The organism is Zoogloea sp., from assembly GCF_028689785.1.
In the GTDB taxonomy this organism is placed as follows: Bacteria; Pseudomonadota; Gammaproteobacteria; order Burkholderiales; family Rhodocyclaceae; genus Zoogloea.
Genome location: NZ_JAQVCN010000016.1, coordinates 21,689 through 36,855 on the forward strand (window position 1 = coordinate 21,689; position 15,167 = coordinate 36,855).

The 15,167-nt window shown below is 59.2% G+C and carries 11 protein-coding genes and 7 tRNA genes; all 18 read right to left on the reverse strand.

The genetic code is table 11. The features are described 5' to 3' along the window. Nucleotides 1-72 precede the first annotated feature (72 nt). The 18 genes from PHI64_RS09395 to phbB all read right to left on the reverse strand — a co-directional run bounded on the left by PHI64_RS09395 (nucleotide 73) and on the right by phbB (nucleotide 15,161). On the reverse strand, nucleotides 73-1,104 hold the full coding sequence (locus PHI64_RS09395; protein WP_299881959.1) for an NAD-dependent epimerase/dehydratase family protein: 1,032 nt from the start codon (nucleotides 1,102-1,104) through the stop codon (nucleotides 73-75). Between the two features lie 78 nt (nucleotides 1,105-1,182). Next, nucleotides 1,183-3,414, reverse strand: a complete 2,232-nt coding sequence (locus tag PHI64_RS09400; RefSeq protein ID WP_299881960.1) for a polysaccharide biosynthesis tyrosine autokinase — start codon at nucleotides 3,412-3,414, stop codon at nucleotides 1,183-1,185. Nucleotides 3,415-3,485: 71 nt separating this feature from the next. Next, entirely contained in the window at nucleotides 3,486-4,760 is a 1,275-nt protein-coding gene (locus PHI64_RS09405; RefSeq protein WP_366945169.1) for a polysaccharide export protein, read from the reverse strand. Between the two features lie 302 nt (nucleotides 4,761-5,062). Continuing rightward, a complete protein-coding gene (locus tag PHI64_RS23590) occupies nucleotides 5,063-5,500 on the reverse strand; it encodes a low molecular weight protein-tyrosine-phosphatase (RefSeq protein ID WP_366945170.1) in 438 nt (145 codons plus the stop codon). 15 nt (nucleotides 5,501-5,515) lie between these two features. Further along, entirely contained in the window at nucleotides 5,516-7,021 is a 1,506-nt protein-coding gene (locus tag PHI64_RS09410) for an MraY family glycosyltransferase (RefSeq protein ID WP_299881961.1), read from the reverse strand. Between the two features lie 314 nt (nucleotides 7,022-7,335). Continuing rightward, a complete protein-coding gene (locus tag PHI64_RS09415; protein ID WP_299881963.1) occupies nucleotides 7,336-8,154 on the reverse strand; it encodes an NF038130 family PEP-CTERM protein in 819 nt (272 codons plus the stop codon). A gap of 333 nt (nucleotides 8,155-8,487) precedes the next feature. Beyond that, nucleotides 8,488-8,564, reverse strand: a tRNA-Asp gene (locus PHI64_RS09420). Between the two features lie 70 nt (nucleotides 8,565-8,634). Next, nucleotides 8,635-8,710, reverse strand: a tRNA-Glu gene (locus PHI64_RS09425). Nucleotides 8,711-8,727: 17 nt separating this feature from the next. Then, nucleotides 8,728-8,803 (reverse strand) — tRNA-Ala (locus tag PHI64_RS09430). Nucleotides 8,804-8,846: 43 nt separating this feature from the next. Then, nucleotides 8,847-8,922: transfer RNA gene (locus tag PHI64_RS09435), tRNA-Glu, on the reverse strand. 43 nt (nucleotides 8,923-8,965) lie between these two features. After that, nucleotides 8,966-9,042: transfer RNA gene (locus PHI64_RS09440), tRNA-Asp, on the reverse strand. A gap of 71 nt (nucleotides 9,043-9,113) precedes the next feature. Continuing rightward, nucleotides 9,114-9,189, reverse strand: a tRNA-Glu gene (locus tag PHI64_RS09445). Nucleotides 9,190-9,206: 17 nt separating this feature from the next. Continuing rightward, nucleotides 9,207-9,282: transfer RNA gene (locus PHI64_RS09450), tRNA-Ala, on the reverse strand. 264 nt (nucleotides 9,283-9,546) lie between these two features. Then, nucleotides 9,547-10,953 (reverse strand): FAD-binding oxidoreductase, encoded by a 1,407-nt coding sequence (locus tag PHI64_RS09455; RefSeq protein WP_299881965.1) that lies wholly within the window; start codon nucleotides 10,951-10,953, stop codon nucleotides 9,547-9,549. 208 nt (nucleotides 10,954-11,161) lie between these two features. Beyond that, entirely contained in the window at nucleotides 11,162-12,079 is a 918-nt protein-coding gene (gene rssA, locus PHI64_RS09460) for a patatin-like phospholipase RssA (RefSeq protein ID WP_299881967.1), read from the reverse strand. A 59-nt stretch (nucleotides 12,080-12,138) separates the two neighbouring features. Then, nucleotides 12,139-13,467 (reverse strand): 30S ribosomal protein S12 methylthiotransferase RimO, encoded by a 1,329-nt coding sequence (gene rimO, locus PHI64_RS09465; RefSeq protein WP_299881969.1) that lies wholly within the window; start codon nucleotides 13,465-13,467, stop codon nucleotides 12,139-12,141. 65 nt (nucleotides 13,468-13,532) lie between these two features. Further along, entirely contained in the window at nucleotides 13,533-14,138 is a 606-nt protein-coding gene (gene phaR, locus PHI64_RS09470; RefSeq protein ID WP_296573464.1) for a polyhydroxyalkanoate synthesis repressor PhaR, read from the reverse strand. Nucleotides 14,139-14,420: 282 nt separating this feature from the next. Further along, a complete protein-coding gene (gene phbB / locus PHI64_RS09475) occupies nucleotides 14,421-15,161 on the reverse strand; it encodes an acetoacetyl-CoA reductase (RefSeq protein ID WP_299881971.1) in 741 nt (246 codons plus the stop codon). Nucleotides 15,162-15,167 lie beyond the last annotated feature (6 nt).

The following is a 15,167-nucleotide window of genomic DNA, read 5'->3' on the forward strand; positions in this document are numbered from 1 at the left end:
AAAAAACCCTCTTAATCTTTAGTTACCTCCCCCACCAAAAAATAGGAAATGGAGGATACGCCGCCAATAATGCTACTCAGAAATCAGCGATTGGACGTACCATGGCATAGCGACGTTTATACCCACCTGAATATCAAATTGCGGCTCATAACCTAGCAGCCCGGTAGCTTTGCCAATGTCAGCCTGCGAATGACGTACATCGCCATTACGAAAGTCTCGCTTAACAGCCAGCTTTCTATAATCAATACCGTTATCGACCAAAGCCTGCTGTAACGCACTGAAGAGCTGGTTCAAGGTGGTTCGATCCCCCACCGCAACGTTGTAAACCTGATTACGTGCAGCCGGATCAAGAGTCGTTGCCGCCAACAGATTGGCCTGGACGGTGTTCTCGATAAAGCAGAAATCGCGGCTGGTTTCACCATCCCCATTGATGAAGACATCGTCGCCCTGAATCATTGCGGCAGTCCATTTGGGGATCACGGCGGCGTAGGCTCCATTTGGATCCTGACGCTTTCCAAACACGTTGAAATAGCGCAGGCCAATGGTCGCGAAGCCGTAGCTGCGCGCAAACACGTCGGCGTAGAGTTCGTTCACGTATTTTGTGACCGCATAGGGCGACAGCGGCTTGCCGATCACCTCTTCTACTTTGGGTAGGCCGGGATGATCACCATAGGTGGAACTACTGGCCGCGTAGGTAAAGCTCTGTACACCCGCATCGCGCGCAGCAACAAGCATGTTGAGAAAGCCGTCGATGTTCGTCGCGTTGCTGGTGATCGGATCATCCAGCGAGCGCGGCACCGAACCAAGGGCCGCCTGATGCAAAACGTAATCCACGCCCTCGCAGGCCCTGCGGCAGTCGTCCAGCTTGCGGATGTCGCCTTCAATGAATTGAAAACGTGCCCACTGATCGGCCGAAACCAGCGAACGCACTTCATCAAGGTTGTATTGATGGCCCGTGGCAAAGTTGTCGAGACCGACGACTCGCTGGTCCAGCATGAGCAGGGTTTCGAGCAGGTTGCTGCCAATGAAACCCGCCACGCCAGTGACAAGCCAGGTTCTGGGATTTGTGCGAAGGGTCGATTGAAGCGTCTCGTAGGGGGTCATGCCTTGGTACCGTTGTTATTACCGTTGCAGCGTTACAAACGTATTTACTTGTGTTGAGGCGAACAAGCGCGGGAGGCGTTATTTGTATTTGTAGCTGTACACGTAGCCCTGATAGCCGTATCGATAGCGCTGGCGGCTCATATCCATATCGTTGAACACCACCCCCTTTACATGCACGCCAGACTGGGCGAGACGCTTGACAGCCTGCTCCATCTCACGCATTGGGTGCGTCTCGGATCGAACAACCATCAAGGTGGCGCCCACGTGACGGCCGATGATCGCCGCGTCGGAAACTGCCAGCACAGGCGGAGCATCGACAATCACTACGTCAAAGCTCTCTTCAAGCGCATGTAGCAAGAGTGCGAAACGCGGATGCATCAGCAACTCGGATGGATTGGGTGGGATGTGACCGGTGGTGACAATGGATAGACCACTCAGCACCGTCGTGCGAAGGACGTCGACAACGGCTATCGACCCTGCGACAAACTCGGAAACCCCCCCCTCTCTCGCCATTCCGAACTCCTTATGGATATGGCCCTTACGCAAATCTGCATCAACTACTACAACTCGCTTACCGGAATGGGCCAGTACCGCGCCAAGATTTCGGGAAAGAAAACTCTTGCCGACCCCCGGCGTTGGTCCGGTAATCAGGATTGATCGATGATTGGAATCAAGCAACGCAAAGTGCAAAGTAGTGCGTAGACCGCGTAAACTTTCAACCGCTTCGTCATCCGGATCAACGACTGCAAGCAGCTTACCGCCCCCATCCCCTGTTGAAGCGCTCTTGGCAAGGTTGAGCTCAACCTTGCTGCGCGGGACGGTAGCAAAAACAGGAAGACCAAGCTCCTTCTCTATCCTGTCAGGATCATCAACCGTTACACGTAGGCTGCGTGCAATCCAAACGGTAAGAAGACCCACCACAAGGCCAAGGACTCCGCTGACGAGCATGATCAACGCTTTGCGCGGTGCTACAGGCCCAGCGGCGGTGATAGCATTATCGATCACGCGCACATCACCCACCGTTCCTGCCCGAGCTACACGAAGCTGCTGCGCATTGTTCAGCAGATCTGTATAGAGAACAGTAGCGACTTCAACATCACGCTTCAGACGCAATGCCGTCTGCTGAGTGTCGGGCAGTTTGGATACATCCCCGTCTAATGATGAGCGCCGGCCGCGAAGCCGTGAAATCTGCGAGTCAATGGCCTGAACCTGCGGGTGCTCAGGAGTGAAAAGTTGGCGCAGCTCATCACGCCTGTTCTGGAGTTTGAGGAGTTCATCCTCAAGCGAGACAACGGAGTCGAGTACAGTCTTAGTCTCATGCTCCAGATCCACAGATCCGCGCCCCTGGCGATAGCGGTTATAGGCCGCCTCCGCGGAGTCCATTTGCGCCTTGAGCTTGGGGAGCTGGGAATCCAGAAAGGCGAGCGTTTTCTCTGCCTCTGCAGAACGATATTCAACGTTCTGCCCCACATAAGCATTCAAGATTTCACCAAGAACAGTAGATGCACGAACAGGATCGGAGTCACGGAGAGCCAACTCAACGACTCCCGACCCCCGCGCACGCTCCTTAACTTCAAGTTGGCCATTCAGTGCATTGATTGCCGCTTCCCGGGTGCTCGCGTAAAGCACGAACTCGGTACCGGGGCGGGCTTTGAGCTCATTAACAAACATGGTCATACTGCCCCCCTTCGAGAGCTCCCCAACTTGACCAGTCACCAGCACGTCGCCCGCCGCATTTGTAACTTTATAGGCACCGGACTGACCAGCAACCAGGGTAAGTTCACCGCCACTCCGTTCTTTGCCGAACTCGAGGCTGCCGACAACAATACGCTCACCACCCCAAGCAAATTGCCCAAGACCAAGTATCGGATCGGCGAGTTCCTGCGCGCTATGCCCCCGAGCCAACGCACGTCCGAGCATCGGCGCGTAGCGAGGCTCTGCTCTGACAGTGAGGTTGAGGCGATCAACCACTCTCCCAAGAATCATTCGCGAACGTAGAATCTCAAGCTCGGCAACGATGGATGAGATGTCTGGCATCACCGACTGAACCCCCTCCAACGCGGCAATGCCCTTCTTGTTCGTCTTGGCTTCGATCTGCAGCAGACCATCTGCACGATAAATTGGCGTTGAGACCTGAATGAGCACCACTCCGACCAATAGCGCCACCAGTGTTAGCGCCAGGACCAGCCACTTGAACTCAAGCAGGATTGCAACGAGTTCGCCTAGATTAATTCCACCCTCTTCCTTTTCGCCGGCGGCACTCGCGGCCGGGCCGTGTGGATTGAGGTAGTTAGACTGATTCTGAGTCATGGGATACCGTTGGAACTCTTTTTCGCAATTCAAATGGACTTTTGAAGCCGCGTGTACGAGGCGGGCTGCTCTTATTGGGCGGGCGTGCTAGGCACTGAGATCACCGACGTTCCGTTACGGCTGTTGCTAAGCAGCGGGAACTGGATGGCATTGATGCTGTTCAACAATGTCGTAGTCGGAAGGATGTTTGCGACCACGCGGTTCCACCGGGCCAGATCAGAAACATCCACATAGACGACATCACGTGGCAACAAGGGGAAGCGCTCTGCCAGCAGCAAGGCGTCAGGAGACCCTGCATTGAGATGGAAGAGCTCCGGCTTCCCCTCTCCACTTCTCATCACGTAAATCCAGTTGGCCGCCGATGTGTACGCGTTGAGAAATCCAGCGTCGCTCAACGCCTCCGCCAGCGTCGAACGACGCTTGTTCATAATGTATGAGCCCGGCTTTGTGACCTCTCCCAAGACGAATATCTTGTTGAGTTGTCGATCAGGTACATTGACGATGTCCCCAGGCTGAAGGAGAACGTTCTGAGATACGTCTCCGTCTTCATAAAGAGCTTGGACATCGACGCGATACGTTTTTCCGGAACGAGTCAACAACACATTTCCGTGGTCCGCTTCATCAGAGAAGCCACCAGCTCGGCTGACGGCCTCAAGGACAGTCATCGGAATATCGTTGATTGCTTGAAGCCCCGGGTTCTTAACTTCACCGACGATATACACACGCTTACTGCGAAAGACGACAACACGGACATCCAGTTGAACCCTTTCGATTACCTTGGAAAGCCGCTTTGCTAGTACATCACGCAACTCCCGCACACTCAACCCAGCGACCTTCATGGTTCCAACGTAGGGGTAAAAGATTGACCCGTCGTCCGAGATTAGTGTCCCCGATGATTCCGCTGAACGATACGACCCGGCAGGAATGGTGAGCTCTGGGTGATCCCAGACGGTGACATTGATGACATCGCCCGGCCCGAGCTTGTAGTCGGCGTTCTGAAGTCCAAAGTCTGGAGGGGCTGAGCGCACTGCCGCAGTTTGCCCGCCAAGCGCCCCCGTCCGAAATTGAACTTGCCCGGACTTCAACTGTTCGATAACGAGCTCTGCTGTAATCTGCTTGACTGCTACGTTCTCAGGTACAGCCTCCTGATTTCGTACAACCGGCAGTTTTACAGCCGACTCCTCTGTGACACGCATGCTCATCGCGGACGTGCCCGGAATGATCGAACACGCACTTAGCCCAACGACTGCAGATATCAGCATCGCTGTCTTGGTTGCACGGCGGCACCCACTCCGCGCCAACACCAATGCTTTGAAAACGGACGAGGTATTACTCACACTCTTCACCTGATCTTTCGTTCCACCATCAGATCCAAAAATCCGTCTGACCCGGGCATTCGCTAAACAATCGACTCAAAATCACACATCATGGCAGCTAAATACTGTCGCCATTCTCTGCGCAACTCATCACAGCAATTAACAATTAATTGCTTCTATAAATCCATAAAAATGGCATCAACAGGCAACTCAACACATCAGCACCTAGGCCGGGCTTTTGGATGATATACAACTTGCACTATGGCGCCCTGGACACATAACACGGAGAACCCTAAACGTCTTTGTACGCTGCGTGTATCGATCAGATTGGCTTATAGCCGCTTAACCCACTCGTCAACTCCACCATCTATTAGATCCACCACGGTACTCCAGACGGTCCGGCTTCGTTGAAAAGGGTCTGGAACCTCTTGCTTCTGCCAATACCCCAGCAGGAAAGTCTTACCTCTGACTGCGGGGTCAATTGCAGCAACTGCATCCCGATGATGCGTCTCCATGACCAGCACAAGGTCTGCCCAACGGCAGAGCTCTCGGGTCGCCTGTTGAGCCACATGAGGCGCGAGATCAAGCCCTCGCTGCGCCATCAGACTCACGGCCATACCATCTGCTGACTCACCAACGAGCGCCCCAACACCTGCAGAGCGCACGTCACAACGACGACCAGCCCTAGTGAGTGAATCCCGAAGGATGTACTCCGCTACAGGGCTGCGACATATGTTGCCCGTGCAGACAACCAGGATGCGCTCATACAATGTGCTTTCCCCTGATCAGACGCGGCTGGACTGCAGCAGGATGCTGGATTCACCGGCGGCGCTGAGCACGCGGTAAACCAGGCGGCCCTTGCCGGCACCGCGCCGGTCTTCGAGGCGGCGGTCGCCGTTGCGGGCCTTGATGCCGACGCGGCGGTCGTTGCTCTCGCTGCGCTCGACAAAAGGGCGGATCTTGAGATTATGGTCGCGCCGGTATTCGCGGCGTATGACGGCCATGACATCGCGGATCTCGCGGTGAGATACGTCTTGCTCGTCGCAGAGCAGTTCGATGACGGCATAGCAACGGGCAGCGTCACCGTCGGGCCGGAAGACGCTGAAGCGGAAGTCGTAGTGCGGGCCGATGCGGGTGTTGAGCGTTTCGGCAAAGGCAGCCATCTTGTCGGCGGCCAGCCCGGACACATGCACACCCACCGCGTGGGCGGAGGTAAAGCCGAACAGCCGGTGAATGCGCCGCAGCAGAGGCACAAACCGCCACGGCCGCAGCAGCACGTAAAAGCACACGCCAAAGGCACACACAAAGGCGATGAGCATGTCGAGCTCGGCCACCCCGGCATACATGCCAGCCAGGCCGATGGCGCCAAATATCAGCTGGGCCAGGGCCAGCACGGCCACGGTGTCTTGCACCCGGAAGCCGGCCCGCAGGAAGAGGTGGTGCAGGTGGTTGCGATCAGGCCGGAAGGGGGAACGCTTCATCCACACACGCCGCAGCATGACGCTGAGGGTGTCGATGAGCGGCACGGCAAATAGCCACAGGGTGGTAACGGGTGTGACGAAACGCTGGGCGGGAAGCTCTTGCGACAGATCGGCCAGCAGCCACGCAAAGATGAAGCCCAGCTGCATGCTGCCGTTGTCGCCCAGAAAGCAGCGCGCACGGCGCTGATTGAAATAGCGGAGGTTGAAGTACAGAAAACCCACCACACCACCCATGATGATGATGACCATGGTGAAGTAGGCAAAATCACGCGCCTGAAACAGCACGAAGGCAACAAGCAGCAGGCAAACGGTGGACAGCGAGCCGGACAGGCCATCGATGCCGTCGATCATGTTGAGTGAATTGATGGCACCGATGGTGGCAATGACCGTGAGCACCACACCAAAGGGCCCCAGCTGAACCAGCCCCATGCCGAGGTCGCCCAGATCGGCAATTTCAACCCCGCCCCAGAAAACCATAACCAGCCCAACTGAGGCCTGCACCATGAAACGGATCTTGTAGCCCAACTGGAGCACGTCATCGGCAAAGCCCGTGATGAACATCGCGAGCACGCCAAACAGAAAAGCGGGCACATGGACGCTGAACTCGGGGAAGAAATGCGCAACGATGCCAACGGCGCAAAGCGTGGCGGCAAGGACGCCCACACCACCGACAAAGGGGGTGACGGTGTCATGCGCCTTATGGCCGCCAGGCTGGTCAACAATGCCCAACTTGTGCGACGCAACTATGCCGTACCGTATTGCGACAACGGAGAGAATCACGCCCAGCAGGAAGAGTGCTGCAGACAGCATTTGATCTTGATCCTTTATCGACTTACATGAGCGCAGGCTGCACTACACCTGGCAAGATCTTGATTTCAAGCCGGAAAATTCAAAAACCTGGGATTAAGAGATGCGCCCGACATGCGCATTGTAGCCAGCGCACATGAAAATCATAAGCCCAAGATATTACAGAATATTGCAGTTACCCGGCAAGCATAGACACCCGGAGACCGCAGTGCACCATTCGCGGCGCAAAAAATATCCTGCCCACACCTGAGCAGGAAGCACACTCCCCCGGCAGGCTGCCGGGGGTATCAAACGGGGGCGAAACCGCCCCCGATCAATCAGGCCTTGCGACGACGGATAGCAGCCAGACCGGCCACACCCAGGCCGAAGAGTGCCAGGGTGCCGGGCAGGGGCACGGCGCTGGTGGTCACTTCGTAGTTACCGGTGTAAGAGCCAAATCGATCACCAGCAGTCACACCGGAGGGGGTGGCGTCGAAGGTGTAGAGGTAAGTGGTGACACCACCGTAGGTGAGCTTGACCACTTCGCTGGCCTGGGAACCGGCCGGGGCCAGGGGGCTCAGCAGACGCAGGAAGGCGGTAGCGTCGTACAGACCAGCCAGACCCACCTTGAGATCAGCACCATCCTGGAAGACGTAGGAGATGTTGGGGTCGGAAACGAACTGGAAGGGAGCCAGACCGCCCAGCACAGCGCTGGGGTTGTAGAAACCCTGGATGGCGGTTTGAAGATCGGCGGCAGAGATGGCGGCGCCAAAAGCGGCCTGGTAGGCGGCGCTGATGTACTGCTCGGTCAGGGAGGTGTAGGTGCCAAAGCTGTTGCCGGTGAACCAGTCGGCCTTGGTGAGGCTGGACAGGGTGATGGCGTGGCCGTTGATGGTGCCGGTGAGGGTGGAAACGGGGCCAGCATACTTGCTCAGCTCAATGTTGCCGCCGGGGGCTGCAGCGTTACCGGCCAACAGGCTGTCGATAGTGGCAGCGGGGTTGATGGACAGGGTGCCCACCGGGCCTTCAGCCCATTTGGTGATCAGGCCGCTGGCGACAGCGTTGTCGAGGGTGTAAACGGCGGCGTAGGCGGAGGAAGAAGCAGCTGCACCGAGGGCAAGGGCGATGATGGCGCCGGTCTTGAACTTGTTGATCACTTTACACGCTCCTGAAATCAAAAATTTAGTTGAAGGATGGGCTAATTTATTTCGCATTTTTACACACCATTGCAACCCAAATCGGGCAGGCATGACTGCAAAATGCGCTCGCGGAACAAAGCTAGCAAAAATCGAGCCATTATGATTTTTTGCATACGATTCAATAGCTTGAAAATGCACCCAAAACCCTGCAACCCAGATTGTAAAAATGACCGACACAAATAAATACCGAAGTCATTTTCATAAAATTATTGTAATTGCCAATTGACTAATTTGATGACAAGCGTGAACGCAAAAAAATAAAGGGAAGCCGAAGCTTCCCTTTATTTTTTTTGGCGGAGTGGACGGGACTCGAACCCGCGACCCCCGGCGTGACAGGCCGGTATTCTAACCAACTGAACTACCACTCCGCGCTAACCTGCTGCTGCGCCTTTTCGGGCTGCAACTGCCTGCACATTGCTGCACAGGACTCTTTGATCCTGGCGTCCCCACGGGGATTCGAACCCCGGTTATCGCCGTGAAAGGGCGGTGTCCTAGGCCTCTAGACGATGGGGACCTGGTACAACTTTAACCTGGTGGAGGTAAGCGGGATCGAACCGCTGACCTCTTGCATGCCATGCAAGCGCTCTCCCAGCTGAGCTATACCCCCACGAAACTGCTACGGGCTCCATCGCTACGAACCCGCCAAATCCTGGCGTCCCCACGGGGATTCGAACCCCGGTTATCGCCGTGAAAGGGCGGTGTCCTAGGCCTCTAGACGATGGGGACCTGAACATCTGGAACAAGACTGAGGCCTTGAACCGCAAAACGTTGGCGGAGTGGACGGGACTCGAACCCGCGACCCCCGGCGTGACAGGCCGGTATTCTAACCAACTGAACTACCACTCCGCGCTAACCTGCTGCCGCAACCGCTTCGGGCTGCAACTGCCTGCACATTGCTGCACAGGACTCTTTGATCCTGGCGTCCCCACGGGGATTCGAACCCCGGTTATCGCCGTGAAAGGGCGGTGTCCTAGGCCTCTAGACGATGGGGACCCGGTACTGCAAATTCTTGGTGGAGGTAAACGGGATCGAACCGATGACCTCTTGCATGCCATGCAAGCGCTCTCCCAGCTGAGCTATACCCCCGTGCAACGAGAAGCGCATTATAGAGAAGGCCTATGGAGATGTAAACCTCTTTTCCGCTTTTTTTGCGGGGAGGTGACGATCGAATGAATTCGGCCGTGGGTTTGGGGCCGCAGCACATCCGGAACGCCCTATGCACTCCTTTACTGTGGGGGCGACTTCAGTCGCCCGCCACGCGCCGGCCACAGGCACGCCGTTGATCTGTCCGCGGGCGACTGAAGTCGCCCCTACTCCCCGCTCAGGGGCATGCCGACGACCGCCCCAGCGCTAAAGCACCTTGCCGGGGTTCATGAGCTTATGCGGGTCGAGGGCGGCCTTGATGCGCTGCATCAGGTCCAGCTCCAGCGCTTGTTTGTAGTCTGGAAGGATGGCGCGCTTGAGCTGGCCAATGCCGTGCTCGGCGGAGATGGAGCCGCCAAGTTCGTGCACCAGGCCATGCACGACACGGCCAACCTCTTCGGTGCGGGCAATGAAGGCCGCGTTTTCGTCATGGCGGGGGCGGCTCTGGTTGTAGTGGAGATTGCCGTCGCCCACATGACCGAAGGCAACGATGCGCAGGCCGGGGTAACAGGCTTCAAGGGCCGCGCCAGCTCGTTCAAGGAACTCGGGGATGGCGCTCACCGGTACGGAGATGTCGTGCTTGATGCTGACACCCTCGCGTTTCTGGGCTTCGGAGATGTTCTCACGCAGGCTCCACAGGGCGACGGCCTGGGCCTGGCTGGCCGCCACAGTACCGTCGAGCACGGCGCCATCGGCGATGGCGGCTGCGAGTTCGGTTTCGAGAATGGCCGAGAGATCGATGCCGGCAAGGGTGTCGGTGAGTTCGACAAGGATGTACCAGGGGTGGGCCTGGGGCAGCGGATCGCGGGCACCGGGGATGTGCTGGAGGACGAGATCCAGGGAGGGCCGGCTGATCAGTTCGAAGGCGGTCACCCTGTCACCGGCCACGCCCCGCAGGCGGGCCAGCAGCGCGACGGCCACGGCGGGGCTGGCCACTGCGAGCCAGGCGGTGACGGCCTGGCTGGGTTTGGCAAAGAGTTTGAGGGTGGCTGCGGTGACGATGCCGAGGGTGCCCTCGGCGCCGATGAAGAGGTGCTTGAGGTCGTAGCCGGTGTTGTCTTTGCGCAAGGCGCGCAGGCCATTCCAGATCTGCCCGTCGGGGAGGACGACCTCCAGCCCGAGGACCAGCTCGCGGGTGTTGCCATAGCGCAGCACCTGCACCCCGCCAGCGTTGGTGGAGATCACCCCGCCAACTTCGCAGCTGCCCTCGCTGGCCAGGGACAGGGGAAACAGGCGCCCTGCCCCGTCGGCCGCGGCCTGGACTTCGGCCAGGGTGACGCCAGCGTCGACGGTGATGGCGTTGTTGGCGGGATCCAGACTGCGGATCTGGCGCAGGCGGGAGAGATTGACGACGACCGCCCTGCCGTCTGCCAGCGGCGTAGCGCCTCCGCATAGGCCGGTGTTGCCGCCCTGGGGCACGATGGGCGCACCAGCGGCGGCACACGTCTTAACCACAGCCGCCACTTGGGCGGTGTTGGCCGGCAGGACGACAGCCTGCGCAGCGCCCGTGTAGCGACCGCGCCAGTCGGTGAGATAAGGCGCGGTGGCAGCGGCATCAGTGAGGCAGTGGGCGGGGCCAACGAGGGTACGCAGGACATCAAGGAGCGGAGTCATGGCGGCAGGGTGATGAAGGGGAAAGGTCGAATGAATTCGACCCTACAGGAAAACATGCGTAGCGGCTGTGTTTGTGAAGCCGACGCATCGGGCCGATCTGCAGGGGCGACTTCAGTCGCCCATTCGCGCGTTGATCACGGGTATGCCCGTGACCGAAGGCTGTGGGCGACTGAAGTCGCCCCTAAACGTGCCGCCGCAGGGCCAGAGGCTAGCGGCCCAGGGCCCGGACGATGGCGGGCATGGCGGCCTCTACGGCAGCCTCACCTTCGGCGATGGCTTCGGGGCCGCGATGGAAGTCCATGAGGCCGAGCTGGGCCAGGCGGGGGGAGATGAGCACATCGGCGGGTTCGCCGGCCAGGCGGCTGCGGGCGATACGCACGGACATGATGGCGATGCTGCTCTGCATGACGTTGAGCATGGAGGGCAGGCTTTCGTCGGCGCCCTCCTCCTCCTCCGCCCCGGGCTTGCCGCCGCGCCCGAAGCGGGCGAGCAGGCGACGTGACCAGCCATTGGCGTTCTCGGCCTGGACTTCGACGGGGTGGCGGTTGCGCCATGTCCAGCCTACCGCGTCGGAGTTGAGCTCGACGGCGATAACCACGTCGGCGCCCATGGCCCGGGCCAGGGAGACGGGGACGGGATTGACGAGGCCGCCATCCACCAGCAGCCGGCCGTCCTGCCAGACCGGGGCCATCAGCCCGGGCAGGGCGATGGAGGCACGCACGGCATCGGCGATGCTGCCGTCCCGCAACCAGATTTCGTGGCCAGAGTGCAGGTCGGTGGCGACACAGCCGAACAGGTGAGGCAAGGCGGTAAAGTCACGGTCGACAAACTGGCGCTGAAAGAAGGCCATGAGCTTGTCTCCCTTGAGCAAGCCTCCGCGCAAGCCCATGTCCATCAGGCCGACCACGTCCTGCCAGCCCAGGGCTTCAACCCAGGCTCCGAGCTTTTCGATGTCGCCGGCCGCCGCCACGGCGCCGACAAAAGCACCGATGGAACAGCCGCTGATGATCTGCGGCTCGATGCCCTCCCGCGCCAGCGCCCGCAACACGCCGATATGCGCCCACCCGCGGGCCGAGCCACTGCCAAGGGCGATGCCGATGCGAGGGGGGCGTTTGCTGCGGGTCATGAGGGCTCGCTGGGTTCAGGGAGGGCATGGTCGAATTAACTCGACCCCACAGGTGTGCTTTACAGCGGTTCGGCGTAGAGGTCGTGCACGTCGCAGTCGGTGATGCGGACACGGGCGAACTCGCCGGGTTCGAGGTTTTCGCCGGCGGGGATGATGACCAGGCCGTCGATCTCGGGGGCGTCACCGGGGGAACGGGCCAGGGCGCCTTCTTCGTCGATCTCGTCCACCAGCACGGTCATCTCGCGGCCGATGAAGCGCTCAAGGCGCTCGGTGGAGATGTCTTCCTGGAACTCCATGAGCTGGATGCGGCGCTCTTCACGGATTTCCTCAGGCACGGCGCCGGGCAACTCGTTGGCGGTGGCCCCTTCGACGGGCGAGTAGGCAAAGGCCCCCACACGGTCGAGCTTGGCCTCTTCGAGGAACTGCAGCAGCTCTTCGAAATCGGCATCGGTCTCACCGGGGAAGCCGGTGATGAAGGTGGAGCGGATGGTGAGATCAGGGCAGATCTCACGCCAGCGACGCACGCGTTCGAGGTTGTTCTCGGCGCTGGCCGGACGCTTCATGGCCTTGAGGATGCGCGGGCTGGCGTGCTGGAAAGGCACATCCAGGTAGGGCAGGATCTTGCCGTCGGCCATCAGCGGGATGATGTCGTCCACGCTGGGATAGGGGTACACGTAGTGCAGGCGCACCCACACGCCGAGCTCGCTGAGACCCTTGCACAGGTCGTAGAGCTTGGTACGCATGGGCTTGCCGCCCCAGAAACCGGTGCGGTACTTGGTGTCGACGCCATAGGCGGAGGTGTCCTGGGACACGACCAGCAGCTCTTTTACGCCGGCCTTGACGAGGTTTTCGGCCTCGCGCATCACGTCGCCGATGGGCCGGCTGACCAGATCTCCGCGCAGGGACGGGATGATGCAGAAGGTGCAGCGGTGGTTACAGCCCTCGGAGATCTTGAGGTAGGCGTAGTGATCGGGGGTGAGCTTGATGCCCTGGGGCGGGATCAGGTCGATGAACGGGTCGTGGGGTTTGGGCAGGTGCTTGTGCACCTCCTGCATGACCTGCTCGGTGGCATGGGGGCCGGTGACGGCGAGCACCTGGGGGTGCGCAGCCATGACCACGTCGTCCTTGGCGCCCAGACAGCCGGTGACGATGACCTTGCCGTTCTCGGCCAGGGCTTCGCCGATGGCATCAAGGGACTCCTCCACCGCGGCATCGATGAAGCCGCAGGTGTTGATGACCACCAGGTCGGAGCCTTCGTAGGAGGGGGAGATCTCGTAGCCTTCGGAGCGCAGGCGGGTAAGGATGTGCTCGGAGTCCACCAACGCCTTCGGGCATCCGAGTGAAACAAACCCCACCTTGGGGGCCACGGCGAGCTTGGATTGGGTCATGCGTTCAAAACCTGTGGGGATAAAGTGCCAGGGCCGCGTCGTTTGCGCGGCCCCGTGAGTTTATTTTATTTCTTGGGAGTGACTGGCGGTTCCGAGTCGGGATCAGCCACAGAACTCTTTTCGCCACCCATGCCCGGCGGGAAGCCGGGGAAGGTGAAACCGGAGAAGAGGTTGCGGGTCTGGCTGTCGAGCTGTTCCTGCATCTGGGTGTACATCTTCTTGCTCTGCTCCATGTAGGCACCCATCATGCTTTGCATGGCCGGCCCCTGGAAGTTCAGGAACTGGGCCCACAGGTCTTGATTGACGGTGGCGTTTTCGCCATACACCGAGCGGACCTGGTCTTGGAGCTTGGCCTGCATGTCGGTGAAGGCCTTGATGTTGTTCTCCAGGTACTTGCCCATCATCCCCTGCATGGCATTGCCATAGAAGCGGATCATCTGGGACAGCAGGTCGCTGGTGAACATGGGGGCGCCGCCGGCTTCCTCTTCGAGGATGATCTGCAGCAGGATGTTGCGGGTAAGGTCTTCGCCACTTTTGGCGTCGACGACCTGGAAGATACCGTGTTCAAGGACGAGTTCCTTCACGTCTGCGAGCGTGATGTAGGAGCTGGTCTGGGTGTCGTAAAGGCGGCGGTTCGGGTACTTTTTTATCAGGCGAATTTGATCGGCCATTCGTGTCTTCTCCTCGGCGATGGAATTCGCCATCGGAGATTATACTGCGGTGCGCAAAAAAAAACCCTTCTCCGCTACGGGCTTAGCGTGACAGGTGTTGCGGGACGATGCAGGGGCTGCCCTTGTGGGGTCGAGAATTCAATCGACCTCCGTGCGTGGAGTCCGCTGCATGCCGGTGCTCGATGTCCGCGGTCGAGTGAATTCGGCCTCACCGATGGCGAACCCCCAAAAACAAAACCCCGCCGAGGCGGGGTTTTGCGTGTTGCATACTGCGACTGCGGATTACTGGTAGTACAGGCCGCCGTTCACGTTCAGGGTGGCGCCAGTGACGTAGCCAGCCAGATCGGAGGACAGGTAGACGACAGCAGCACCGATTTCTTCCGGCTTGCCAAGGCGCTTGACGGGCACGGTGTCGATGATGGCGTTGCGGACTTCTTCCTTGATGGCCATGACCATGTCGGTGCCGATGTAGCCCGGGGCGATGGCGTTACACGTAACACCCTTGGTGGCCAGCTCGGCAGCCAGGGCCTTGGTGAAGCCGATCACACCGGCCTTGGCGGCGGAGTAGTTGGTCTGACCAGCCTGACCCTTGACGCCGTTCACCGAGGAGATGTTGATGATGCGGCCAAAACCACGTTCCGCCATCTTCGGGGAAATGGTGTGGGTCACATTGAACAGGCTGGTGAGGTTGGTCGCGATGACCGCATCCCACTGGCCTTTTTCCATCTTCGGGAAGAACTTGTCGCGGGTGATGCCGGCGTTGTTCACCAGGATGTCGATCGGGCCGACTTCAGCGGTGATCTGCTCAACAGCAGCCTTGGCTTGTTCGTAGTCAGAGACGTCAAAGCCGTACAGCGGCACATCCAGGCCTTCGGCCTTGCGAGCCTCAACCCAGGCGTCCTTGGCGGGATCACCGGGGAAGAAGTTGCCGACCACACGGACACCAGCGGCAGCGAGGGATTTGACAATGGCGGTGCCAAGACCACCGACTGCGCCAGTAACAAGAGCGATGCGTTGAGTCATTTCACT